General features: G+C 43.2%; 17 protein-coding genes and 1 pseudogene. 3 read left to right on the top strand and 15 right to left on the bottom strand.

Features of this window, described 5'->3' with window-relative positions; all coding sequences use genetic code 11:
* Positions 1-59 precede the first annotated feature (59 nt).
* The 13 genes from BUC20_RS15580 to BUC20_RS15515 form a co-directional block, all read right to left on the bottom strand.
* The gene (locus BUC20_RS15580) at positions 60-713 is read right to left on the bottom strand and encodes a hypothetical protein (RefSeq protein ID WP_073232021.1); all 654 of its coding nucleotides are present in this window, start codon (positions 711-713) and stop codon (positions 60-62) included.
* On the bottom strand, positions 700-1,200 hold the full coding sequence (locus tag BUC20_RS15575) for an RNA polymerase sigma factor (protein ID WP_073232020.1): 501 nt from the start codon (positions 1,198-1,200) through the stop codon (positions 700-702). The genes BUC20_RS15580 and BUC20_RS15575 overlap by 14 nt, the downstream gene beginning before the upstream one ends.
* Before the next feature lie 134 nt (positions 1,201-1,334).
* Positions 1,335-3,650: a TonB-dependent receptor gene (locus BUC20_RS15570; protein WP_159441114.1), complete on the bottom strand. Its 2,316-nt coding sequence runs from the start codon at positions 3,648-3,650 to the stop codon at positions 1,335-1,337.
* A gap of 252 nt (positions 3,651-3,902) precedes the next feature.
* The gene (locus BUC20_RS15565; RefSeq protein ID WP_073232019.1) at positions 3,903-6,194 is read right to left on the bottom strand and encodes a Gldg family protein; all 2,292 of its coding nucleotides are present in this window, start codon (positions 6,192-6,194) and stop codon (positions 3,903-3,905) included.
* A 10-nt stretch (positions 6,195-6,204) separates the two neighbouring features.
* Positions 6,205-8,988: a M16 family metallopeptidase gene (locus BUC20_RS15560; RefSeq protein WP_073232018.1), complete on the bottom strand. Its 2,784-nt coding sequence runs from the start codon at positions 8,986-8,988 to the stop codon at positions 6,205-6,207.
* 1 nt (position 8,989) lies between these two features.
* Positions 8,990-11,662 (bottom strand): MutS-related protein, encoded by a 2,673-nt coding sequence (locus BUC20_RS34195; RefSeq protein ID WP_234994528.1) that lies wholly within the window; start codon positions 11,660-11,662, stop codon positions 8,990-8,992.
* A gap of 2 nt (positions 11,663-11,664) precedes the next feature.
* Positions 11,665-13,974: a Gldg family protein gene (locus tag BUC20_RS15545; protein ID WP_073232017.1), complete on the bottom strand. Its 2,310-nt coding sequence runs from the start codon at positions 13,972-13,974 to the stop codon at positions 11,665-11,667.
* Positions 13,975-13,989: 15 nt separating this feature from the next.
* Positions 13,990-14,913 (bottom strand): ABC transporter ATP-binding protein, encoded by a 924-nt coding sequence (locus BUC20_RS15540; protein ID WP_073232016.1) that lies wholly within the window; start codon positions 14,911-14,913, stop codon positions 13,990-13,992.
* 61 nt (positions 14,914-14,974) lie between these two features.
* Entirely contained in the window at positions 14,975-15,733 is a 759-nt protein-coding gene (locus BUC20_RS15535) for a DUF4397 domain-containing protein (RefSeq protein WP_073232015.1), read from the bottom strand.
* Between the two features lie 30 nt (positions 15,734-15,763).
* Positions 15,764-17,071 carry a RagB/SusD family nutrient uptake outer membrane protein gene (locus tag BUC20_RS15530; RefSeq protein WP_159441113.1) on the bottom strand — a complete coding sequence of 436 codons (1,308 nt, stop codon included), beginning with the start codon at positions 17,069-17,071 and terminating at the stop codon, positions 15,764-15,766.
* A 163-nt stretch (positions 17,072-17,234) separates the two neighbouring features.
* Positions 17,235-20,534: a SusC/RagA family TonB-linked outer membrane protein gene (locus tag BUC20_RS15525; protein ID WP_159441112.1), complete on the bottom strand. Its 3,300-nt coding sequence runs from the start codon at positions 20,532-20,534 to the stop codon at positions 17,235-17,237.
* A 308-nt stretch (positions 20,535-20,842) separates the two neighbouring features.
* Complete coding sequence (locus tag BUC20_RS15520; RefSeq protein ID WP_073232012.1) at positions 20,843-21,970, bottom strand: FecR family protein; 1,128 nt, start codon at positions 21,968-21,970, stop codon at positions 20,843-20,845.
* 74 nt (positions 21,971-22,044) lie between these two features.
* On the bottom strand, positions 22,045-22,629 hold the full coding sequence (locus tag BUC20_RS15515; protein ID WP_073232689.1) for an RNA polymerase sigma factor: 585 nt from the start codon (positions 22,627-22,629) through the stop codon (positions 22,045-22,047).
* A 289-nt stretch (positions 22,630-22,918) separates the two neighbouring features.
* On the opposite strand from BUC20_RS15515, the gene purD reads away from it, so the two are divergent.
* The 3 genes from purD to BUC20_RS15500 all read left to right on the top strand — a co-directional run bounded on the left by purD (position 22,919) and on the right by BUC20_RS15500 (position 25,020).
* Entirely contained in the window at positions 22,919-24,190 is a 1,272-nt protein-coding gene (gene purD, locus BUC20_RS15510; protein WP_073232011.1) for a phosphoribosylamine--glycine ligase, read from the top strand.
* Positions 24,191-24,332: 142 nt separating this feature from the next.
* Positions 24,333-24,569, top strand: a complete 237-nt coding sequence (locus tag BUC20_RS15505) for a UPF0175 family protein (protein ID WP_073232010.1) — start codon at positions 24,333-24,335, stop codon at positions 24,567-24,569.
* Positions 24,538-25,020 (top strand): PIN domain-containing protein, encoded by a 483-nt coding sequence (locus BUC20_RS15500; protein WP_200800965.1) that lies wholly within the window; start codon positions 24,538-24,540, stop codon positions 25,018-25,020. Before BUC20_RS15505 ends, BUC20_RS15500 begins: the two co-directional genes overlap by 32 nt.
* Positions 25,021-25,124: 104 nt before the next feature.
* Here BUC20_RS15500 and BUC20_RS15495 read toward each other — a convergent pair whose 3' ends face one another.
* Together BUC20_RS15495 and BUC20_RS15490 are read right to left on the bottom strand one after the other, a co-directional pair.
* Positions 25,125-26,135 carry a hypothetical protein gene (locus BUC20_RS15495; RefSeq protein WP_073232008.1) on the bottom strand — a complete coding sequence of 337 codons (1,011 nt, stop codon included), beginning with the start codon at positions 26,133-26,135 and terminating at the stop codon, positions 25,125-25,127.
* Between the two features lie 110 nt (positions 26,136-26,245).
* Positions 26,246-26,596 (bottom strand): annotated as a pseudogene (locus tag BUC20_RS15490) (DUF6266 family protein); the annotation flags it as partial.

The raw sequence follows: 26,596 nt of genomic DNA, 5'->3' as shown, positions 1-26,596 counted from the left end.
GGAGATCGCGGCCAGGCGGTTTTACCCAAAAAATAAATATAGGAGTTTTTTTGAGCTGATCAGCTGTTCTTCAACTCCGATGCCATCGCTTTCAGTTCCTCCAATTCTTTGATGATGACACTGAAGCTGTACCAGGAACGTTTAACACCTCCCTTTTTCCTCGCAATGACATAAGTAACCACATTTGAAACTACGATAAAGATCAACAAGCTAAAGCTACTGAACAGGGCAGGCCATAGTCCTAATCTGGCAATGCTTCTTGACAGGAAGCTTAGCGGGAACAAGATACAAGTGGAGAAGAGTATAAAATAAATGACAACATCCAGGATTTTCCAGGTTTTACAGTACTCCTTAATAACGTTCTCCAGATAGTTCAATAACGATTGTTCAGGAAATTCCAGCTCCTTTATGGAAGCCCTCGCTTTTAGCAGCACAAACAGAATAAGCAGCAAGGCTACGAACATGATCTGCAAAGGAATCTGTTCATAGTCATGGGTATAGTCGAAAGGGTTCCCCAGATTAAGGGCACCAATCGCCAGGAGGTAGAAACAACAGGCAAATATACCATACAGATAGCTTTTCCTGATGTTCGCAACAGCAGAAACAGATCTTTTTCTGATCATACCAGCGATAACCTGATCATCGATGTCCTTTGTTGATTTAAGTTGATCATCATATGCTGACCAGGCTCCTTTTAGTTCATCTAAGTTCATAACGATCTGATTTAATAGTTTTTTCCAGTTTGATTTTTATCCGGTTGATTTTCACGCCGACATTCGTTTTGCTGATCCCAATGATCTCACTGATTTCTTCATAACTTTTCTCTTCCAGATACAATAAAATGATCGCCTTCTCAATCTGTGTCAGGGTATTTATGGCCTGTTTCAACAAGCCCATCTGTTCCTGCTGATCTGTAAATGTATCCATATCAGGAATTTCAAATTCAGCATCCGAAATACTTCTCCGCTCAGGAGCTCTGCTTTCTTTTCTGAAAATGGTAATGGCAGTATTTAAAGCGACCCGATACATCCAGGTACTTCGCTGTGATTCATTTCTGAATGAAGGAAATGATTTCCAGAGCTGTAACACGATTTCCTGGAAAAGATCTTTTTTATACTCCTTTTCCAGACAGTACAGATTACAGACTTTATAGATTATTCCCCGATGTTCGTTTATCATTTTGATAAATGCTTTCTCCATCTTCTTTTATTTGTGGGGTAAGTCGTAAAGGTTGGGAAAAAATTACAGGTTCCTGAAATATTATGGTGGCACAAACAAAAAAAGAGAAGAAGCCAATGGCCCTTCTCTTTTTCAACAACCCGGTTGTTTGCCTTTTATATTTTAATCGCCAGATTTGCACTGAACCTGCTTGGCATCATCTGGTTCACATAACTTCCCCAATACACTTTATTGGTCAGGTTATCCAGTTTAACACTCAAACGAAACCTTTTGGCATCATATCCTGCTACCGCATTTAAGACGGTATAAGAAGGAATATAAAATTCTCCTGAGCTACGGGACTGACTGATATAGGTCTTGCTGTTATAATTGCCTCCGATTCCCATCGACAACCCTTTTAAGGTCTTGTCCTGAAAAGCATAATTAACCCATAAATTGGCCGTTTCGCCCGGACCTGTCCACTGCCTTAGCCCATCGATATCCGCATTTGTATTGATGGTATAAGCTTTATTGTGGGAATAACCGGCAATCACATCTAATCCTTTTGCAAAATGAGCAATCAGCTCTCCTTCAAACCCTTTACTGGCCTGACCTCCGTCCTGAACACTAAATCCATCGGTATTGGAACGGACGATATCCTTCACTTTGATATCATAATAACTGAAAGTCGAATTCAGTTTACCATCAAGGAGGTTGATTTTGAAACCCAACTCCCATTGGTTTGCATTACTAGGCTTAAAAACAGTATTCTCTCCATTTGGCTGCAGCACAGGACCGTTATTTGCAAAACCGTTCATGTAATTTCCAAACAGGGAAATCTTTTCCGGAAGAACCTGATAAACGAGTCCTAATTTTGGAGATAAATTGGTTTGGTTAAATTTTCCTGTAGTGGCATCAGCGTCAGGATCATAAGAGCCACCAGACCGGAAGTTATCAATCCTGAGACTTGCCATTACCATAAAATCTCTTGTGATGTTAAACACATCTGAAAAATAGGCACTGTAAGTACTTTGCGTATCCTTATTTCTCGACGGACTTACCTGATCAAACAAAGCGTCTACAGAAGTTCTTGTAATCCTGAAATACCCCGGATCCTCGCCGGTCAATCGTACCCTGTCAAATGGCAAGGCGAACTTTGAATTCTGATTAGACCGCTTTGTAAAATAATCCAACCCGATGACCAATCTGTTTCTATGACCGGCGATCTCGAAATCACCGGTAAAATTCTGCTGAACTTCAATCGTATTGTAAGTCGAATTCGCGTATCGGATATTTCTGTTCACAGAATCTCCATCCATCACATTCCAAATCCGATAACCTTTACTCGTATGCCAGGTTTGAGAGAAAACAGTCTGCGACTTCCAGCTTTCTGATAATTTGTAGTTTACTTCAGCGAGCAAACTTCGGGATGGTTTTGACTCCGTCAGATCATTACCATGATAATATCTTTTCCAATTTAATCCCAGGCTTTCAGTACTCGGTTTGGTAAATGAATTTTGCGGGAACAGGCGATGAAAGTCATTCGCTTTTTGCTGATAAATTTCTGCATCAACCAACACCGACAAACGGTCATTCACCTTATACAATAGCGAGGGGGCTATAAATAAACGTTTTGTAAATCCGGCATCCATATAACTGCCTTCATAATGGTAAGCAAGATTAGTCCGCAACAACAAGCCATTTTTTTTATCCAGAGGCGTATTCAGATCAGCTGTAACTCTGTTTAAACCATAACCACCAACCGTATAAGCTACTTCCCCTTTAAAGACATCAAATGGTTTTTTTGTTACTCTATTGATCAAACCTCCATATGAGGTTAAACTGTTTCCATACAATGTGGCAGATGGTCCTTTTAACACCTCAATATGCTCAATATTGGCTACTTCAATGCTATTGTCCTTATTGTCCTGAATGCCGTTTCTGAGAAAACTTCCATTCTCAAAGCCCCTCATGTAAAATGAATTGCTCCCGTTAACCAATCCCTGACTCACCCCAGTCACATTTTTCAACACATCATTATAGGTCACGATCACCTGCTCCTGCAAAATTTCTTTAGGTACAATGTTATAAACCTGTGGGTTTTCCAGATTCTTTAAAGGCAGTTTTGCCACCTGTTCGGATTCCTTTTTACCAAACCTTTTGTAGCTCGAAGATATTTCCACACCACTGAGCAGGTTATCCACATCTGTAAGTATAAAATCCAAAACCGAAACCTGTCCTTCATTAACCACAATGGATCTGGTCTGAGCATTCATCCCTACAAACCTTGCGGTGATTTTATAAGTCCCCCTCTTCACATTATTTATTTCATATATACCCTGCTCATTGCTCAGTACTTTTGTTTTGTTGTCAGTTAAAGAAATAGTAACTGAAGGAAGTAAAATCCCCTCTTTTGATTGTACCTTCCCTTTAATAGTCCCGGTCTGGGACATCGCTGCAGGGAGCCCCAGAACAGTAAACAGTAAAAACATAAACCCTAAAGGTTTATAGCGCAGTAAACGTCTTAACATCATTTTTGATTTTTAGTATATCCTTGGTTTGTTGATCTAACTTGCTGCGAAAGTAAGCGTTAGCCTTCATTAGCTATTTAGATTAATTAAAAACAATGACAAACAAAAGACAAAATGACTCAATAATGACACTCCGTTACACCTCCCTCCAGCCCGCTTTGAATGATATTTCGCAGCAGGCTTTTTGGAAGGCAAAGTAAAAAAACTAAAAATTTATTTCCGCTTTCTGCGGATCAGCAAGATCATCCCCATCAGGAATATCGATCCCGGGATAACCCCATAATACAACACCTGTATTGTTTTCACACTAGCTTTGGTCAACCTTGTAGTATTGTCCTTAGGGAACGGACGGCTCGCATCGATTGGAAACTCACCGTAAGAAAACCATTTAAAAATGCTTCCGACAAAGCCCGAATTGATGGTCCGTATGTTACTCCTCGCCAGTTCCGTATTGCTGAAAAAGTCAGCATCACCAGCCACAATAATCCGCTGCTCTTTATTGTTCAGCTTACGGGTCAGCATCAATGCCGTTGGAAAAGCCCCCTTCTGGTCACCTGCCTTTGCATCAAAAGTCAAGGCTGCAGAATCCAGCACAAATTTCTCATTTTTAATCCAGCTCGTTTCCGCATCTGTTAATAAAAGAGGATGGATGTCAAAGGGTCCGTTTTCAGCATAACTTAAAGCCGCTGCATCAGGCATAGAAACTACCCAGCGCTGCATATAAAAAGGCTGTAATCCAGGAGCCATTGCCACCGCTCCGGAAGCAAGCCCCGGCGTAACCAATCCATAGGAATAATCTCTGCTGCGCTGAACAAGGGTGCCGTTCATCATTTGAACACCAAGGGAGTCTAACAAAGGATTGACCACACTTTGTTTACCAGGTTCTCCGGCAATCATCAGATTTCCCCCCTCCCGGATGTAACGTTGAAGCTTCGCCAATGCTGCCGGACTATAGGCTACTTTTGGATCAGCAATGACCAGTGCAGAAATATCGGCTGGAATCTGATCCTTTTCCAGGGATATACTGTCGACATCAAAGCCCTGATTGATCATCGACTGTCGGCCAGACTTGGTATTGATCAGCTTTTTATAATCGCGGTCCCCTATTTTATCCATACTGCGCTGATAGCCATCTGTAGCAAAAACCAGCTTCGGTGGCGTCATCATCAAACGCTTCAAGGCAGCACCCGTCTCCTCTTCCTTAGGCCAGAAATCATTGTCAGGAGCTGGAAACGTCCGTAAAGAAGTTTCTTTTCCTTTATACTTTAAACGCATGAATACACGTGATTCTTCAGACTGCGGTTTAAGCTGCTTATTGATCTCAGCAGGGCTCAGAAAGTCACGAAGATCGAGTTGCTCGATGTTTGACATGAACAGCACATATTGACTAAAACTCGTCTTATTTTCGACAAGTCCTGCAGTCAGACCAGGAATGCTGTCGTAGTAATAAACCCATTTCAGATTGATATTGGGCTTAAAGCGCAAATAAGGTTCCCAACGGGCAATGTCAGCAATTCGCTCACTGGGTTTTGCCCGGAAATAACTATCTTCAATTCCGTTGACATACTCCGTCATCTCAATAGGCTCATCCCCCATCTTTTTAAGTAAATCCTGACTCGTCTTAGTGATGGTATTTACCTTCGTAGCCGTCGCATCATAATAACCAATCATTGGCTGACGGGAGCTGGTATAAGCAATCCCCAACCCGATCAATACAATCAGGCTATACCGGCCAACCTGCTGCAAAACCGGCTTCGACAACCGTTCCATTTCCAGTTTGGTAATCGTAAAAGCCAGAAACATCCCTGAAATGACCAGGTAATAAATCACATCCCTGGTATTGAGCAATCCCGCCATCATACGCCCTGCCCGACTTGGCATCGAAAGGCTATGTGTCAGATCGCGCACAAAATCCAGACTTTGTCCAACCGTCCCGATATAATTCATAAAGGCCAGCACCACAAAGGTACTGATCGCCGCTACCGGCTGATAAGTCGTTAAACTGGACACAAAAATACCGATGGCCGAATAAGCACTTAATAAAAGATAAGCAGCAAATAACGCCACCGCAATATGTGGATAATCAAAATTTGGAATAAATAAAACGCCGATCAGTACAAACAAACTCATGATCCCCATAATGACCAGATTATAAACGAGCATGGACGCAAACTTACCATAGACAACATGGCTCAGTTTAACCGGAGAAGAGTAGAGTAACTTTATACTCCCGCTACTGGTTTCCCGGCTGATGATCCCCATCGTAATCAATGGGATGTACAGATACAAACTATCCAGAATGCGACTAAGGAGCCCGATTTTTTTGTAATCGGTAAACAGATGACTGGTTAAAAAAGACATCCCTTGTGTCCGTTCTATTTCTGGCATTGCCACGATAAAAGTGAGACTCATCTGTACAAACAGCACAATCATGAGGATCCAGGCAATCGGGGAGTAAAATAGCAGGCTGAGCTCCAGCCTGGCTATCTGTATGATTTTCTTCATATGTTTATCTTCAATGTTTAGTTTTTTCCGGCATCAGAATGAGCTTAACCAGGTTTTTATCGGAAATATACTTTGCTGCCGCTGCCTGAACAGACTTTACAGTGATGCCATTCAATGCCGCATCATAATCATAAAACTGAGTCAAAGGCTCTTTATTCATCACCTGAGAAACCAGATAGCCCAACCAGAATTCATTATTTTTAGCACCCGTTTCCAGACCGACTTTACGTGCAGCTTTAAATTTCTGCAGGTTCTCAACAGATGGTCCGGACTGCTTCATTTTATCCACTTCTTCCTGTACCAGGGCAACCAGTTTGTCCACATTTTGTGGTGCACAATCAAAAGTAACGGACAGTACAAACCTGTTTTTAGGATACTTAGACAGGGTCATCTGTGCATTTGCGACATAAGTTGCTCCTTCTTTATCACGAAGTAAATCCGTCAGGCTGATTTTCAGCACATCAGCAATGGCATTCATTTTAATCGTATTTTCAAAATTATAATCCAAAGCACCGGAATAAGCCAGAATCACACTCGACTTTTGTTCGGTTCCTTTACAGACCGTTTTAGAAATGCGGCCGGGAGGAACGTTAATTCCAAGATCACGGACGGTTTCATGGAGATGCCTGGAAGGCAATGATCCAAGATATTTTTCCAGTAAAGGCTTAACCCGCTCTACATCCAGATTTCCTACAAAGAGGAAAGTAAAAGCAGAAGCATCAGAAAAGCGTTCTTTATAAATCTCAAAAGCCCTGTCCAGTCTGATCGCATTGAGCCGCTCCGCAGTTTGAGGCCGCTTACGGACATGATTATTCCCCAATACCAGGTTTGCCGTATCCATGAATGTTCTGCTCCTGTCGTTCCCCAGACTTGCCAGTTCCTCCTTAGAGCGCTCTACGAGGATGGTATAAGCCTCTTGATCTTTACGGGGCTCAGCAAAACAGGCATGCAGCAATTCCAGCATTACAGGAAGATCTTCCGTAGTTGTATTGCCATCAAAGCCATGATACTGGTCCAGAATAAAGGGATTAACCTGAACCTTTTTACCTACCATAAATTTACCCAATTGCAATGCATTGTAATTGCCTGCACCTGCTGCTCCGATTACACTTGCAGCATTAATCGCGCTTTCATAATCGGCATCCGGATATAAAGAAGCTCCACCACTTGCCAGCCCTTTGAACAAGATCTGGTCATTTTGAAAATCTGTTTTTTTCAGCAATACGGTCATCCCGTTACTGAGCGTAATTTTTTGGATCCCTGCAACTTTCAACTCTTCCACCGCACTGATCTTTCCGGGAACGGGTTCCTTTTTAAGCAGGGAAAGGTCTTGCAGGTCATCTTCAAAATCAGTCAGGTTTTGCGCATAGACATTTTCTATCCAGCCTTGTACTGTGCCCTCATCCGGAAGAAATGCTTTATTATGCTCAGATGCCTTTACGATAAGGTCACGATCTTTACTTTTCAGGCAAACATCCATCAGCTTGTTGATTTCATCCAAAGAAATGTCCGGAATCAGTTCCCTGCTCAGTTGATATTCCCCGGCAATTCCAATTGCAGTATTTCCTTTCAGAAAATGCTGGAGATAAGGTTTGATCAGCACTTCTGAAGCTGTTTTATTCTTTTCTTTCATCGCATCAGCCATCTTCTGCTGATAAGCCTTCTTAACCCGGTCCAGTTCCCCTTGTGTAAAACCCTGTTCCTGCATCCGCCGAAGCTCCAGCCATACACTTTTCAGGGCATGCTCTGTTTCGGCAGGCTTGGTGGTCACATTAACAGAGAAAGCCGTTAAACCACCCTCTAATGTGATGAAACTGGCAAGTGGCAAACCTCTGAACCTGCTGCTGATCATTTGCCCGAGCAGGTTTTTCAAAAGACTAGCCCGATAGTCTGCTGTTGTAGTGATCATTGGGGCCTGCTCTTTCAGGAGAATCTCTACACTAACCCCACCCAAATCAGGATCAATAAATTGCATGTACTGATTTTTACCGCTCAGTTCTGAACGGTAAACCGTCCGTTCCTTCTCTTTATCTGGATTACGAAGGTCCGAGAATTTAGCCTTAATTTCTTTCTCCATCTGGTCAACATCAATGTCTCCGACCACGAGTAAAGCCTGCAGGTTTGGACGATACCAGTCCTTATAAAACTGACGGATTTCTTCAGGTGTCACCTTCCGCAATACCTCTTCGGTGCCAATTGGCAAACGGGTTCCATAGCGCGATTTATTGGTATAAAAAGGAATGCTTTGTTCCTGGTAACGCTGTGACATTCCCTGACGGTAACGCTTCTCTTCCAGAATGACATGGCGTTCTCTTTCCACATCCTCCGCCTGCAGATTGGCATCCTGTGCCCAATCCCGCATGATCTGCAGGCCATTTGCCAGTAATAAAGGTTGGTCAGAAGGCAATGGAAGCTGATAAACGGTTTCATCAAATCCGGTACTGGCATTGATGTCTGCACCAAAACGCACTCCTGATTTCTCCAGGTAATTCGACAGCTCCTTTTTAGGGAAATGTCTGGTCCCGTTAAAGCTCATGTGTTCTATAAAATGTGCGATACCTCTTTGCTGATCTGTTTCCAGGATAGAACCGGCTTTACTGGCCAGATACATCGTCACCCGTTTTTCAGGTGTTTTATTTTTACGGATGTAATAGGTAAACCCATTGGGCAATTTTCCCATCCGCAATTCCGGATCCGCCAACAAGGGTTGTGTATCCAGCTGTGTTTTACAGGCTAAGGAAATGCAAAGTGCAACCAGGCCGAAAAAACTTAAAAATCTATATTTAAATAACATGTTACAGTTGTAAATGAGGTTTGGTAATTGAAGTCTCGTTTGCATGGATCAGCGCTACGATCTTTTCGTTTTCAATGATGATCATCCCCTGTCTGTCGGTTGTGATCCCGCTTGCAAGTGTATATGGATAAGTGGGCAGCCCTTCTTTCATGACCGTTGGCAGGAAGGAGAACTGCAGGTTATCACAAACTTCCCCCAATGCTTCCCCGACTTCAATAATGTGGGTAGAGATGACAAAGAAGCTGTTCCTGTTTTCTGAAAAAGCCTGTGTTACCGCCAGTGTAGCATCATACGCATCCTTCACATTGGTCCCTTTAAACAGCTCATCAAACAATACATACAGGTCCAGAGATTCACTAACTGCTTTAGCAACCGTCTTGGTCCGTAGTACTTCTGCGTAAAAATGACTATAGCCCATATCCAGGTTATCAGAAACGTTGATGGAAGAAAATAATCCGTCCTTAACCGAGAACTCCATTCTTTTTGCAGCTATAGGAAAGCCCATATGGGCAAGATAAACGGCAATCCCCATCGATTTCATGAAAGTAGATTTACCTGCCATATTTGCCCCGGTTAAAAACAGCACGTTTCGTTCCTTCGTTAAATGCAGGTCGTTACGAACCCCATTTCTAAGTCCGGGATGGCGGAAACCACTGATGTCCAATAACATTTGTTCCGAAGGCAAGGCCTTTGCATACACAAAGTCCTGATCTGCTGCAACGGCAGCCACACCAATAAATACATCTAGTTCATAGATCAGCTTCAACAGCACTTCCATCTGGTTCATCATCGCATGACGAATGACAAAATCATTGCGGATCAGTTGTAAGAGTGAAGGCTGCCCTTCTTCTGCCTTCAGTATGACCTGAAGCCTGGAATCCTGCAAAATCTTTTCTGCAATTTCCAGATCCTTTTGATACACCAAAATCCCATCTTTTCCTTTCAACTCTGAAAAGAAATCAGAGAAAGCCTGCAGGACCTCTATCGTCACCGACTGTCCCGCCTGCAACTGCAACAGCTCTGCATTATGAAAAAGAACCTGTTTGAATTTCTTGGTAAATATGCCCCATGCTACTCTCGGCAAAGCGGCACCAGCTCCACCAGAAAGGTAATCCTCCATAGATTCCACCTGCGAACGGATCACCGGAAAAATCACCCTGTGCTCCTGAAAAAAAGCAAACAAAGAACTTCTCCTGTTGATCTGTTCCGGTTGGTTTAAAGGCTCAGAAAACATTCCTTCGAGCAGCTTCTCTCCTCCACGGGTCTGCAGGTGATTGAACAAACTATAGACAGATTGCTGTTTAAACTTACCCTGCAGGTTCAGATCTTCTACCGTTTGCTTATCCGCTAAAAAGTGCTGATGTGCCTGTTTCGCCTGCTTTTTATCTTTGATGAGTTCCAGCACACCTTCATTGTTCACAATGATCATCCCATGGCGGTCGTCGGTGATCCCTTCCGTCAGGGTGTAGGTATATACCGGTTTCCCTTCTTTCATTCCGGTTGGCAAATACCTAAAGATCATGTTGTCACATTTTTCTTTCAATACCGCTCCTGCTTCCATGATATGGGTAGAGACCACAAATAAAGAATGTGGCTTCTTCGCAAAAGCACCCATAATGGCAATTGTACCTTCGTAAGCATCTTTGACATTCGTCCCGCGGAACAGCTCGTCAAAAATGACAAACAGGTTTTTACCTGCCCCAAGTTCAACCGCAACCTTTTTTACCCGCAGCACTTCCGCATAAAAATGACTGGCACCCATGGCCAGATTATCCGGAAGGTTAATGGTGGTATACATCCCGTCGCACACTGAAAACTCCATTTCCTCAGCAGCAATCGGAAAGCCGAGGTGTGCCAGATACATCGCGATCCCCAATGATTTCATAAAGGTCGATTTACCCGCCATATTGGCACCGGTGAGGAACACAATATTACCCTTCGGGTCCATCTCCAGGCTATTGGCTACCGCATTGTTCAGCAATGGGTGCGCAACACCCTTCAACCGGAGCCGGTTCTCATCCCGTTTTAACGCTGTTGCAAAAACATACCCCCGCTCCGTGGCCACTCTGGCAATGGAAAGGTACACATCCAGGTCATAAATATGCTGCAGGATCTTATCCATCAGGCCGCGTTGCTGAAAACGCAGGATGTTATCATATTCAACGATCTTACCTGAAGAGATTTTTCCCTTGCCATGATCGGTAAAAATCAGTTCCAGCTCTTTAGTATTCAATAGAGCCAGGATAGTTTCCACCCGCTGCCCATAGGGATTTCCGGATACTTTCGCCTGAATATCCAGCATAAACCCTTTCAATCCCTGCAGAATCTCCATCAGCGCGGTTACACTCTCCGCAGCGGCTTTAAAGTCGGCCATACTAAAACCTTGATTAGACAGCCGGCTCCTCGGATCGGTATTCGACAAATACCGTTCGGCTTCTTCAAATCTGTTCCCTTGTAAAGGAAAAGCCGTTTTACTTTCCTGAAAATACCGCAGAATGGCAACCCGCTCATTGATGGCCTTTTCGTCCGAAAGCGGAGCCCTGAATAACTCTTCCAGCAGGATGGCACCACCCTGTGTAAACGTTTTATTAAAAATATAATAGATCGAATCGCTCCCTGATCTGGAGAAAATATTCAAATCATCGATCGTTTGTTTATCGGTTATAAAGCTCATAATTATTTACGTTTTCTACGGATCAACAGAATAGCTCCTAACAGAAGTATAGTTCCTGGGATCATTAAATAATAACTTATTTGTAAGGTCTTCACTCCAGCTTTGCTCAGCTTCAGTGTGGTATCTTTTGACTCCGGACGGACCATATCTACCGGAAACTCATCATTGGAAAACCAACTGAACAGGTTTACCGCAAAAAAACCATTCACGGTTTCCATGTTCGTCCTTCCCAGTTCTTTATTGCTGAAAAAATCAGCATCTCCGGAAACAATGATCCTTTGTTGTTTATGGTTTACTTTCCTGCTCAACAGCAATACTGCTGGAAATGCCCCCGGCTGATCACCCTTATTCTTTTCCACCACCAGGGCAGCTGAATCCAATACGAATGCTCCTTTTTTAATCCAGCTTGTTTTCGCATTTGTCATTAAAAGTGGCTGAACATCAAAAGCACCACTATTCAGTTCAGCTAAAGCAGCCGTACCGGGCATGGAAACTGTTTTTTTCTCCATAAAAGCACTTTTTAATAAGGGAGCCATCTTCACTGCTGCTGCAGTTAAATTCGGAGTAACCAAGCCATAAGAAAAATCCCTGCTGTGCTGAACCAGGGTTCCATCGAGCATTTTAACGCCTAAAGAATCCAGCAAAGGGTTTAGGACCACTTGTTTTCCCGGCTCTCCTGCAATCATCAGGTTTCCACCCTCAGCAATATATTGATGAAGTTTTGCCAGCGCGGCCGGACTAAAAGCAACCTTCGGATCAGCAATAACCAACGTCGCAATACCAGCCGGAATCTGACCATGCTCCAGGGACACACTGTCTATATCAAATCCGGTATTGATCAGCGAATTCCTGGACAGTTTTGTATTAAACAACTGCTTATAGTCTCTGTCGCCAATTTTATCCACACTACGCTGATAGCCATCTGTTGAAAAAACTATTTTTGGCGGAGTAACAATCAGGCGCTTTAATGCCGCAGCAACTTCTTCCTCTTTAGGCCAGATATTTCCTCCATCAAATGTTCTTAGGAAAGTGGTTTTCCCTTTGTATTTCAACTGGATCACTACACGGTCGTTTTCTCCACGCAGATCGATTTGTTTACGGATCTGCGCCGGGCTTAAAAATCCGGCCGTATCGATGTCTGATGATTTTGCCTTTTCGGCAAACATCGTTTTCAAACTTTTCCCAGGATTTACAGCATACAGCTGTGGATCAAAACTATCATAATAATATACCCAGTGCAGGTTGATATTCGGTTTAAACCGCAGGTAGGGTTCCCATTGGGCAATAGAAAAAATCCGGTTAACAGGTGCAGCATTTTCGTAAGTGTAATGCAGCCCATTGATGTAGGCAGTCATTTCAACCGGCTCATCTCCCATTTTCCGGAGGATTTCCTGCGTAGCTTTAACAATCGTATTGGCTTTGGTTGCCGTGGCATCATAATACACAATCACCCTTTGGCGCGAACTGAGATAAGCTACCGCTAATCCAACAACCAACACCGCTGTATAACGCCCCGTTTGATAAACAAAGGATCTAGACACCCTACCCAACTCCAGTTTTGCAATGGTAAAGCCCAGAAAAATTCCCGAAACCGCTATATAGTAAATGACATCGCGGCTACTGAGCAAACCTCCAACCATACGTTCCGCCCGACTGGGCATAGAAAGACTATGGGTCAGGTCCCTTACAAAATCTAATCCCTGTCCAAAATTCCCAACATAGTTCATAAAAGCCAGGACTGCAAAAGTACAGATCGCCGCTACCACCTGATAAGTGGTCAGACTGGACATAAATATCCCAATGGCAGAATAAGCACTCAATAGTAAAAAGGAGGCCAATATCGCAACCAGCACATACGGATAATCGAAATGGTCTACAGATAGGGAGCCTGCGATAAAAAACAAACCCATTAAACCTGCAATAACCAGGTTAAACACCAGCATGGCCGCAAACTTTCCATACACAATATGGCTGAGCTTTACCGGGGATGAAAACAGTAGTTTAATGCTTCCGCTACTGTTTTCCCGGCTAATGATTCCCATGGTAATCAATGGGGTATACAAGTACAATTTTCCCAGAATGGAGAAAAATACCCCTTGCGAAATGTTGCCCGAGGATGAACTGCTGGTGAAGAGCCTTTCTGTCAGAAAGGAAAAGCCAGGGATAAATTCCTGAAGATGTCGTATCTGAGCTATCCCAGGGATCAGAGCATGGCTCATGTGCACGAACAAGACCATGATGAGCAACCATGCAATGGGCGAATAAAATAGCAGGCAAAGTTCCAGCCTTGCTATTTGTACAATTTTTTTCATGTAGGTCTGGTCTTCTTAATTAGAGATTCTGGACAATTGAGCGAAAGTTTCATCTAGAGAGTTCTTTTCCATATTCAGCTCCCGCAGTCGCCAACCCTGCCTTGCACTTTCCAATACAATGGCTTCAGAGATATTCCTGTCGCCGTTGAAATAGATCCGCAGCTGTTTTTCAGTTAAAAAATCTACCCTGGTAATCCCTTCTATGGCTTGTAAGACATCGACAGTCGGGGCATTCTCCATGATCACCAGCATGCTGTGCGGAGCGATGTAGTTGTCAAACGCCTCCATGGTATCGGCAAAGACAATCCGTCCGCTTTCAATCATAACAATATCCTTACAGAGGTACTGCACTTCCGTCAGAATATGTGTAGAAAGAATCACTGCTTTGTCGGTTGCGATGTCCTTAATGAGTGCCCTCACCTCAAGGATCTGGTTAGGATCGAGTCCATTGGTTGGCTCATCAAATACCACCAGTTTTGGTTTGTGAATGATGGCCTGGGCAATCCCTACCCGCTGCTTGTAACCACCAGATAAATTCTTGATCAGCCTTTTACTGATGTGAGTCAAAGCACAGCGTTCTTTTACCTCATCCATCGCGGCTTTCAATTGGGATTTTTCAACCGAGCGTAGAATCGCACAGTGTTTCAGGTATTCATCTACCGTCAAATCCAGGTATAAAGGTGGGGTCTGCGGCAAAAAACCGATTTCCTGCTTGGCTTTTTCCGGCGCTTTGCTCAAATCAATGCCATTGATGATCACTTCTCCGGTAGTTGGGGTAAGTACCCCGCAAAGGATATTCATGGTGGTTGATTTACCTGCACCATTAGAGCCCAGCAGGCCTAAGATGCCGGTTCTTGGGATCTCTATATTGATATCACGTATAGCCCAACTGGTACTATAACGATGTGAGAGTCCCTTAATACGGACGATTGGTTCCATAGTTTAATTGAATTAAATGTTATTTTCGGGAAGAAGCCTCTTAGCGGCTTTTGTTTAATGGCTAATAATCGTTGATCAGTGTGACGAACTGTGCAGCCCCTGGATGTTTGGCACCAGGCCCTTTAATCAGGGCAAGGGTATAGTTGCGATAACGCCATCGGTTATTTGTAATCAGGCTACCAACCCCATCGAGCTTATAAGCTGCCAGCAAAGTACCAGATGTCTGATCATAAAACTCAACGAGCAGATCAGCAACTTTTGAAGTCGCCGGTACAGAAATATAATCAGTGATTCCTTTATAGGTCAGACTGGTACTTTCCATATTTACACCTTGTCCGGTAATTTTGACCCGTACAGGGGCGGTGCCCGGAGAAAGGTTAGCAAGACGTAAACCAACCAGACTGTCTTTGCTCGAGTAATACGGGGGTGTTTTCGTCACCAGCATCGTTTCAGGCTGAGCAAATGTCCCCATCAGAAACAAGGTACTGATGTCGCCTGCAACCAGAGGTATAGTCATCTTATGAACTGGTTTATCGCTTACCGTGGTATCCGGATACCTATAGAATTGCAATGGTTGTTCCCCGGCAGGTAGAGACAAATGATCCGCAGGATCATATTGGTCAAAGTCCACAAAAAGGACCTCAGCCCACCTCTTAGGTTGTCCCCAGCTAAGATGGGCCAGCATTCTGGGACAATCCGGAATGGCATTAACAATGGTGAGTCCCGCAGTACCCCCGGATTTGACATCTTTCTTACAAGAAACAGCGGCTGATAATACCAGGGCTACAGAAAGGTATAATAAAATGAAATGTTTCATCATGACGTTCAATCGTTTAGAATGGAATGGTTTCTAATAATTTGGATTCTGAACCAGAAATGCACCTCTCAGGATTTCTGATTTTGGGATTGGATACAGGAGCTGATAATTTCCTCTCCAGGGTTGTTTCACAGGAAGCGCAGAAAGAACTTCCTGTGCTTTACCTGTTCTTTTCAGGTCAAACCAACGGTGTCCCCACTCTGTAAAGAGCTCTGTTTGCCGTTCCTTAGCAACAGCAGCCAGCACCTCTTCTTTTGTAAGTGAGACCGGCAATTCTCCAAGACCTGCACGGTTCCTCAGGATATTGAGGTCAGCCAGGGCAGCTCCAGTCTGTCCGTTGAGCGCATTAGCTTCTGCACGGATTAAGTATTGTTCTGCAAGTCTTAATACCATATAGTACTCCGTAGATACCCCACCCAGCACCCGGTTATGTTTGCCTGACTTATACTTAAAAGGAAATATAGTCCGGGTAGTAATTCCCATATTGGTATAGTCTGCGCTATCCACCCAGAGTGATCCTCTAAGGTCTCCGGCCTCAAAAGTTTTAAGTAATGCCCGGGAGAGCGTAAAGCTCAGAGTCCCACTATGCAGCGGATTGGGCAAATGTACATCTCCTTCCGGAGTAGAGGTTCCGGGGCCTGCATTGGTATTTTGCTGCAGCTGCCAGATCGATTCGGAACTGTTCTTTAAAAAAATTTTATCCAGCTCTTCCAACCGGTAAAGACCTGTCTGCGCAATCACCTCATTCGCTTCGGTCAGCGCCTGGGTATATGCTCCGGTAAAAAGATAAACCCTCGCAAGCAGTGCCTTTGCCGCCCATTTATTTGCCCTGATCCGTTCTCCTCCTCCTGCACTGTAATCTGCCGGCAATCCATTGACGGCGTCATTGAGGTCATTGATGATTTGCTGATAAACCACAGAAACCGCGGCTCTTGGTAAATTTTTCGTCTTATTAAAGTCGGTGGTCATCGCAAGTGGTACGTCACCGAATAAATTCAACAGGTAGAAGTAACTGAAAGCCCTGATAAATTTGGCTTCTGCGGCCAGTTCAGTTCTTACCTTTTGGTGAAGGGTGGGAGACTTGGAAGCCTCTATCCCTTCCAGAATTGCATTGGCACCATACACAGCCTGGTAGGCACTCTCCCATAACTCCCCCATGAAACTAACGTTAATATTGAGGTTGTTACTGTTAAACTGATAATAAGTGACTGTTGGACCGCTGATCTGAGAATCGAACTCATCTGCAGAAAGCCCCCCCAATAATGTGGTTAATCCATTGCTAAATGTCCTGGTTCCAAGTGTGCCGGTACCATTGATCATCTGAGTAAGTATGCCAGCCATGACACTCTGTGCCTGCGCGTCATTTGTGAACACTTTAACGGTCGTGACTGTATTTTTTGGTTGCGGTATTTCTACCAGCTTATTACATGAAAAGCATAAAAGAGCTGAGAGAGACAGCAGTATTCTTTTGGTATGAAAATGATAAATAAACATAATCCTGAATTTATAATGTCAATGAAAGACCACCCGTAATCACTTTGGCGGAAGGCATACCTCCGAAACTCTGCATGTCCGGATCAATTCCCGGATATCCTGAAATCAGCCATAAATTTTGGGCGTTCATAAAAAACCTAAGTTGTGTGTTCCCCTTGATGATACTTTTTGGCAAGGTATAGGACAAAGAAACATTGTTCAGCCGTAGATAAGACCCATCTGTATAAGCGCGGTCAGAGGTATTTACATTCCCATCAGCGGCTGACTGTGCAGTTGTGAAGCGCGCATATTCCGCTTGCTGACCAGGCGTAGTCCAACGGTTTTTAAACATTTCTACAGATATGTTAGTCATCCCTCCAGCGATGAATCCACCGTAAAGTGGGTTCCTGGCCATCTGATTTCTATATTGGAAGAAAAAACTGAACTGCCAGTCTTTGTATTGAAATTCCGACCCGATTCCGCCGCTAAATTTAGGATCTAAACTGAGGGCAATGTTCCGGTCACTGTACCCTGTTCCCGGCAGGCCATCATTACCAATCTGTCCATCATGATTGTAATCTTCGAAAACGTACTGTCCGGTTAGCGGGTCAACACCTATATAATGCAAAAGGTAGTTCATATTAATTGACTGGCCTACCAGATATTGCTTTGCATAGGGCGACTGCAATATATTCGGGTAGCTTAACAGCACATTTTTGTTGCTCCCTCCATTCAGGTTCAGGGACCATGTGAAGTTTTTATTGCTGATCAGCCTGGCTGTCGCCGAAAACTCCCATCCACTATTCTGAACACTTGCCTCCCAGTTGGCGGTTACATCTCCAAAGCCAGTAAACATTGGCGTCGGAATCAGGGTAAGCTGATTGTCACAACGGTTCTGATAATAGGCAGCTTCCAGATTGATCCTGTCATCCAGGAAACTAACATTGATTCCCCCCTCGAGCTTTTTATTTACCTGCCATTGATAGTTCGGGTTCACCGCATGCTGGCTTACCAGTGGAGTAATGCCACCATAAGAATAAATCGGCACATATCCGGGTGCCATATTTGTCCATTCCGTGAGGTATCGGTAATCCCCTACATTGTCACTTCCTGTAATTCCATAACTCCCTCTTAATTTTATAAAACTGACATAAGAGGGCAGCACGCTTTTGATCCAGTTTTCCTGAGATGCAATCCAGGCCAGGCCAATGGCGCCAAAATTTCCGTATTGATTTCCGGGTCCAAAACGGGAAGAGCCATCTCTCCTTCCACTGAAGTTCACAATGTACTTGTCATCCCAGGTATAATTAAGTCTTCCAAAGATGGCTGCATATTTATACTGACCCAATTTGTCAGTTGTCATCAGCGTAGGGGCAAGCTGAATACTTCCCAGGAAGCTGTCATCGGTATAGCCCAGGCCAGAAATGGTTTGTCCGGCAGTGCTGGTTGATTGCAGACTCGCGCCGAGTAATGCGGTAAAACGGCCTTTTCCAATTGTGGTCTGGTAATTTAACTGTGGTTCAATGATCCAGTTCTGATTGTCATTGGTCCCAACTCCCAAAACCCCTGTAGGATTGCTTTTCGGGTCTTGTGAGGAGATGGGTATGGTGGTTTCCATCGAATTGTGGCTATTGTTGTAACCAAAATTACTGCTAATGTCAAAGCCTTTAAACAATTCATAAGAGATGTTCAGGTTACTCGTTACAAGGGTAGTTTTTGAACTCGCGGGTTGCTTTAGCGATGAAAAGGGATAAATGCTTTGTGTGGTTCCGTTACTCCAGCCTTCAAAATTAAGTTCCCCTTCATTGTTATAGATTGCCGGGGCATTGGGCGCCAATGTTACTGAACCAGGTACCGCAATTGTATTCACATCTGTATAAGAATAGTTGACCGAAAAATTGATTTTAAACTTACTGTTTAAAGATTTATTGATCAGGTTAAAGGCTGCGTTTCCTGATTTGTTTGAGCCACTCGCAGTGAGGATTTCCTTTTGCCTGGTAAAGTTACCAGCGATGCGGAACTGGGTATTGTCGTTCCCTCCAGACAGCGCTATCGAAGATTTGGTCAGCTGTCCTGTACCTCCCCACAACTCTTTTTGCCAATTGGTATACCTTGTGCTGTCCCAAAGCACCAGGTCCGGAGCATTAAGTGCTGTAGGAACGATTCCGTCGTTCTTAAAAGCCTCTCTCCTCATTTGAAGGTAATCCTTTGTACTTAATAAATCCCAATAACGGGTCACCTTATTGATTCCCTGAGAAATATCTGCAGTAACCACTGTTGCACCGGGTTTCCCTTTTTTTGTGGTAATCAGAATTACCCCATTGGCTCCCCGGGATCCATATATCGCAGTAGCATCGGCATCTTTTAACACTTCAATACTGGAAATATCAGCAGGATTCAGGTTAAACAGCGGGCTTTGACCTCCACTGGTACCGAAGGAGCCATTTTGCAGGATACCAGAAGACCCCAGTTCATAACTGGATACGCCTCCGATTTCAAGGTAGGTCAGAGGAACCCCATCAATGATGTACAGGGGCTCAGAGGTAAAACCAGAATTGATTGAACTACGGCCCCGAATCTCCACTTTAACGATTCCACTGGCATAGCCACTTGGCGAAGTGACCACCACCCCCGGGACTCTGCCCGCCAGTGCAAGCAAAGGGTTCATTACCGGTTGTTTTTCAATTTCTTTTGCGGTAACGGTACCAATATTTCCTGTGGCCAGACGGCGGTTGGTAGTTCCATAGGCCATCACCTGAACTTCATCTAATTTGGAGGTGCTTAATTCCATCAAGACCCCCACATAATCGCCGGTCACGATGACATCTCTGGTCACATAGCCCATATAGGAAACCTGTAAAACGGCATCTTTGGGAACATTGGCTAAAGAGAACTCCCCTTTAATATTTGTTGAGGTACTGCGCTGTGTTCCTTTAAGGGTAATTGTGGCGCCTGGCAGGGGCTGCCCCTGTCTGTCCAGCACGGCACCTTTGATGTCTATCCCGGTAAAGGCAGCCACTACTCTATCGATAAAAGTAGTTTCTTTGGGCTGTATCACGATAGAATTCTTTACGACTGCATAAGTATAAGGAAGTCCTTTAAACACTTCTTTTAAGGCTTCTTCCAGAGAAGCATTCTGAAGTTTAACATCGATCTTAATTTTGGTAAGGTCTTCATTTTTCCAGAAGAAGCTATATCCTGTTTGTCGCTCTATGGTAGAGAAAACATTGGTCAGCATGGCTTCTTTTTGTTGAATATTTACATGTTGTGCGTATCCAATAGCCGATACCTGTACACAAGCGATGGTGATTATGAAAAAAATCAATTTCATCACGATAATGATTTTAAGCATCGGTCGCCCTAGACATAAGGGGACTTTAGCATATGAGCATAAATTCATATGTTTGTATTGTTTGGGTTGGATTAATTTTCAAGAATTATTTATCGTTCCGATTTTTTCGGATAGAGGTTAACCCAGGCGCATTCCGGAGAAAAGTGTCGAAGCCTTCTCCGGAATTTTTTTGCTCAGCAAACCTCTTTAGCTGCTAATCGCTCTTCTGTAAAGATTTTTTCATGTTGGTTTGGTTTAGGTTACTTATTCAGTTGATATCCAGGCACCCGGTTCATGGCGCCCTTATGCTATTGCATGACTATAATTTTCTTTCCTTCAATTCTGAAATGAACATTGCCCAGTTCCAGTACTTTCAATACTTCAGACAGGGTATAACTCCTTTCAATTTTACCATAAAACTGCTCTTCCTTTACCATGCCTTCATAGACTACTTCCACATCATACCAGCGTGCAATTTGCCGCATTAAGGTTTTGATGTCGGTATGGTCAAATCTAAACAGGCCATCTTTCCAGGCTACGACTTCATCCACATTCACAGGAAGCACGCGGATCTGCTGGTTGTCCAATAAAATAGACTGCTGGTTAGGCTTCAGGATTCTGCCATTCACATTGACACTGCCTTCCAGCAATGTTGTTTTTACATTCGGCTCATCCGTATAGGAATTGATGTTGAAATGTGTGCCCAGCACCTCTACCGTTTGTCCTCTGCTGATGACTTTAAAAGGCATGGTTTTATTGTGGGCAACTTCAAAATATCCTTCTCCAACAAGCTCTACAGTTCTGTCCTTGCCTTTAAACTGCGTTGGATATTTCAGGGAAGATGCGGCATTTAAAATCACCTTTGTGCCTTCTGATAAGGTTAAAGTATACTGTCCTCCTCTTGGTGTGGCAATGGTATTGTAAGCAGAAGCCGCATCAGCTGATGTGCCCTGATAAAGCAGTTCCCCATCGGCAGTTTTTTTGATGACCGCATTTTGTTCATTGGCCAGCTCACCATTGCTTGCATCTGTTAAAACAATTGTTTTTCCGTTACCGAGGGTCAGTACTGCTTTATTGGAACCCGGTGCGATGTCATCCTGCTGAGCCACATTCAGATGAGTATCCACTGTACCTGGCTCCTGAGTATAATAGAACAAGGCCGCTCCGGCAATCAAAATCACCGCTGCAGCAGCAGCAATACGAGGCCATAGTTTAAAGCCTCTGGCAGGGCTTTCTTCCGGTTCCGGCAGACCTGCCTGACTAAACACCCTCCTCTTCATCTCCTCTTCAATCAGGCTAAAATCTATTTCATCCTCTTCCAGAGAAAGGCTGTCAGATTTTTGCATATACCAGTGTTCCAGCCCGGCTTTTTCTTCAGCCGTGGCCAATCCCTGATTGTATCTTTTAACCAATTCTCTTGCCTGTTGCTTATCCATGCTTTTTGGAATTCATTTACAGGTAAACGGGCGAAAAGGAAACTGGGGGTAGAAGAATTTTAAAATAATTCAGATTACCGCAACAACAATAGAAATGCAACACTGATTCCTAAGTCGTTGAGTTTTGGTTTTATGACCTTTAAAGTATTTTGAACCTGTTTTTTAACCGTTTGTTCGGAGATGTTCAATTTAGCAGCAATCTCTTTATGTGAGAGCTGTTCTTTCCTGCTCAGCTCAAAGATTTCCCTCATTTTAGGAGGCAATTTTTGAATTTCCCTTTCCAGAATTTCCATGATCCGCTTTTCATCAATGGTATCCACCTGATAATTGCGCTGATCAGACAGAAAGCTGGCAATCTCTCCAACGTAATCCGTCCGTACTTTATTTTTTTCGATCAGGTCAAACACCTTATTCCTTGCCGCAGTATACAACAGACCGGAAATGTTGGTATTGTTTTTTATCGATGCTGCCCGGCTCCAGAGGTTACCAAAAACCTCCTGAACAATATCCTTGGCATCATCCTCTTCCCTCAGCATTTTATAGACATGCGCGTAGATGAGTTTCCAATGTCTGCTATAAATTTCCGTGAACGCAGCCTGATCTCCACCCTGCAATAAGGTGGTCAATTCTGCATCGGGAAGTTGGTTGTAGGCAGTCATGATACTGGTCGATTCTTGAAATTTAGCTGAACTTAAAAACAATGTTAACAAATTACAACGGAAATAAAAGCCTTGTAACAAGATAATCTTAAACCCTGATGCCTGACCATCGGGATGAGCAATATTAACTATACCCCGTAGATTTTCAGATTCAAACAGGGGAATAATCATGAGAATTTTGCTTAATATTTAAACTTAACTGTGATAATTTAGCTAAAGCGGTATATTTGCCAATATGAACCGTATGTGGTTCTCCATCAAAACAATTCAAACAACAAACCATACATAGATGAATATCTTACTATTAGGTTCTGGCGGCAGAGAGAGTGCTTTAGCCTGGAAAATGAGCCAATCTTCTGAATGTTCCCAATTATTTATTGCTCCGGGTAATGGCGGAACAGGTGCTTATGGTAAAAACATCAACCTGAATCCAAATGATTTTGAAGCCGTAAAAGCTTTTGCATTAAAAGAAGCCATCGATATGTTGGTGGTGGGACCTGAAGAACCATTGGTAAATGGCATTCATGATTTTTTTGCCAATGATGATGAGTTATCACATATCCCGGTTATCGGTCCTAAAAAAGAAGGTGCAATACTGGAAGGAAGTAAAGATTTCTCTAAGCAATTCATGGCTCGCCATGGCATTCCTACTCCCGGATCTAAGTCATTCACCAATGAAACGCTGGAAGCAGGATTAAAATACCTGGAAACACATGCCCTGCCGATTGTTTTAAAAGCAGATGGCCTTGCAGCAGGTAAAGGGGTATTGATCCTGGATAATATTGCTGAAGCACAAGCAGAGCTAAAGCTGATGCTGGGTGGTAAATTCGGCAATGCCGGAAGCACCGTTGTGGTAGAAGAGTTTTTAAATGGAATAGAACTTTCGGTTTTTGTACTGACCGATGGGGAAAACTATGTGATCCTTCCCGAAGCAAAAGATTACAAAAAAATCGGACAAGCTGATACCGGCCTGAATACAGGTGGTATGGGCTCTGTATCCCCGGTTCCTTTTGCAGACCAGGCTTTCATGAGCAAGGTTGAACAGGAAATCATTATCCCTACGATTGAGGGTCTAAAGAAAGATAAAATTGATTATACAGGGTTTATTTTCTTCGGCTTGTTCAAAGTTGGCGATAAACCACTGATCATTGAGTACAACTGTCGTATGGGTGATCCGGAAACGGAAAGTGTGATCCCACGCATTGAGAATGACCTGGTTGAGCTTTTTGTAGCAAGTTCACAAAAGAAATTAAAAGATTATAAGTTAAAAATCAGTCCTAAGAACGCTGCAACGGTAATGATTGTGGCGGGTGGCTACCCTGGAGATTATGAAAAAGGGAAATCGATTACAGGGATTGACAATGTGCGCAACTCCCTGGTATTCCAGGCAGGAACGGCTTTAGAAGGTGGTGTCGTGAAAACCAATGGCGGAAGGGTATTGGCCGTAACCAGTCTTCAGGACAACCAGTTTGATGCCTTACAATCTGCAACAGGCGATGCTGCACGTATTTATTTTGACGGCAAGTATTTCAGAGAAGATATCGGGTTTGATCTGATGTAACTGTTCCTGAATCAGGATAGAAATAAGGCTCCCTGCTGATGAAGCAGGGAGTCATTTTTATGAGACCAGTTTAGTCCTTTCTCTTTAAATTTAATCCTCAAAAATTGTTAACTTTACTTGAAAATAAAAATATATTCAAGTCATGACAACCATAACATTAGAAGTTCCTGACAGCTTAGGAGAGTATGAAAACGATACTATAAGATTTATCGCAGCTAAATTATATGAGTCTGGAAAACTTTCTCTTGGTCAAGCTGCCGACATGGCGAGATTAACCAAACGTACTTTTGCCGAGTTACTAGGTGATTATGGCGTTTCTTATATCAATTACTCCTCTAATGATTTGAATGATGAGCTTGACAGGATCTCGGGGATATAGCATTATCATCACTGATACCAGTTGTTTTATTACCTTAGATAAGATTGATGCCTTTGAAATATTACATCAGGCTTTTACGAATATCGTTACTACACCTGAAATCCAGCAAGAGTTTGGTTCGGAATTGCCAAAATGGATTGAAATCAGATCTGTTCAGGATACCACTCTGAAAGACGTGTTTAAGGAGACCGTTGACCCGGGTGAAGCGAGTGCAATTGCGCTTGCACTGGAAACTTCAAATGCAATTTTAATTATAGACGATTTAAAAGGACGCAAACTAGCGTCAAAAATGGCATTGAATTTCATGGGTACATTTGGACTGCTGGTAAAGGCTAAAGAGTTTGGAATTATTGCCGCTGTGAAACCTTACATAGAAAAAATTCAGGCAACCAATTTTAGGGTATCATCGGCTTTAGTTGATCTGGTTCTTGAAAGAACCGGTGAAAAATAGCTACCACGAAGATTGTAAAGCAGCAAGCATAGTGCAGGAAACCATATTACTCTATAATCCTTTATACAAAAAAAGCGCTAAAATTTAGCGCTTTCTATTTATTCTTATTTTCTCTTCAGCGACCTGCTTCCAAAAATATTATACCTCAATCCAAAAGCCTGCTGACTATCGATCACCCCATCCACAAAGTGGAAAGATAAAGCCAGTTTTGCTTCCAGGTTCTTATAAATAATAGGTCTCCAGGTCAGGTCTGTCCTGTTATAAGTTTTAGAAGTATAAAACTTATCTCCCATAATCAAATGATGACCTTCTCCTTTATAAAAGAAATTGGTGATCCCAAACTTATGGTACTCCAAACTCAGGTCTACCACAAAACCCTTTGGCGTTTGCCAGCCTCCAATACTACGTGTACGCTCAAAGGAGATCATTCCTCCTGCACTCACTGTTAAAGAATCAAGAAAGGTTTTACCCGAAAGGTCTACTCCCGCTTTAACCATAGCTGCACCATTATCCTGAATATGATCATCAGGGATAGGAATACCGGGACCTGCATTATGCAGCATCATGGCATAGTGGGAAACAAAAAATGCATCTTTTTTATAACGTCCTGAGAACCCGAAAATAAAGTTTTCTCTGGCTGTTGCTGTTTGTCTGCTGGTCCAGTCGATAAAGATCACCTGTCTCCAGTTTTCATTTTCATACTTTACCAACATCCCTTCCACATTCGGACGGTAATAATTGAGCGTATCATTCATGATTGCTCTTGGAAAATCAGAAATCAGTCCTTCTCTTGGAAAAGCTCCCAGATAGAAATTCCAATTCTTCTTCATGTACTGATAGTAAGCAAGGATATCCGCTTTATTGCTGAATTTTGGAGATCCAAATTCATGCATGACATTCACACCAAGTCTGATTCTATGGGTACTATCCATCAACAGACCCACTGATGGCGTTACCCTCAGTCCGAAAATGGTTTCAGAAAACCGATCTGACCTTGCATACTCCCTATTGTCTGCGAAACCGTGAAAATTCAGGTTTCCTTCCAGTTCCTGGGCATAAAGGTGATTAAAGGCTGTACATAATACAGCAAAAGTTAATAGTAACCGAATCCGCATATATTCTTTTTATGGTTCAAGCCGTTTTGATAAACGACAGCCAAAAATAATAATATAATCCTTTTGCAGGTCAATTAAATCATCATCCTATTGTAGCCTTTTTTTGCAGGTCAACCCGGCTTCCCCGGTAGGTGTTCCAGCTTATTTTTAAGCACCTGATACTCCTTTTCGAGGCTTCGGAAAGCCTTGCTATCCACTGGATTCCCCCTGTTGTTCTTCATTTGATGTAAATAATCAGCTTCTACTACATCAAACCGCTGTTTTACTTCAGCATATTTCTTTTTCTCGCTGATCTGTTCCTCAGTTTCTGCTTCTCCGTTCAGGTTTCCTAAATACGCACTGTCGGAAATTTCCTTGCCATCGGCTGCTCTGAAGCAGATATAGGCTTCTATCGGCTCATCGAGGAATCCATCGTGATGCAATTCAATAAAGCAGGTTCCTGCATCTCTCCGGCTGGCATT

This window comes from Pedobacter caeni, assembly GCF_900129215.1.
GTDB lineage: Bacteria > Bacteroidota > Bacteroidia > Sphingobacteriales > Sphingobacteriaceae > Pedobacter > Pedobacter caeni.
The sequence above is the reverse complement of the archived record's forward strand: the minus strand, read 5'-3'. Positions and strand labels throughout refer to the sequence as shown.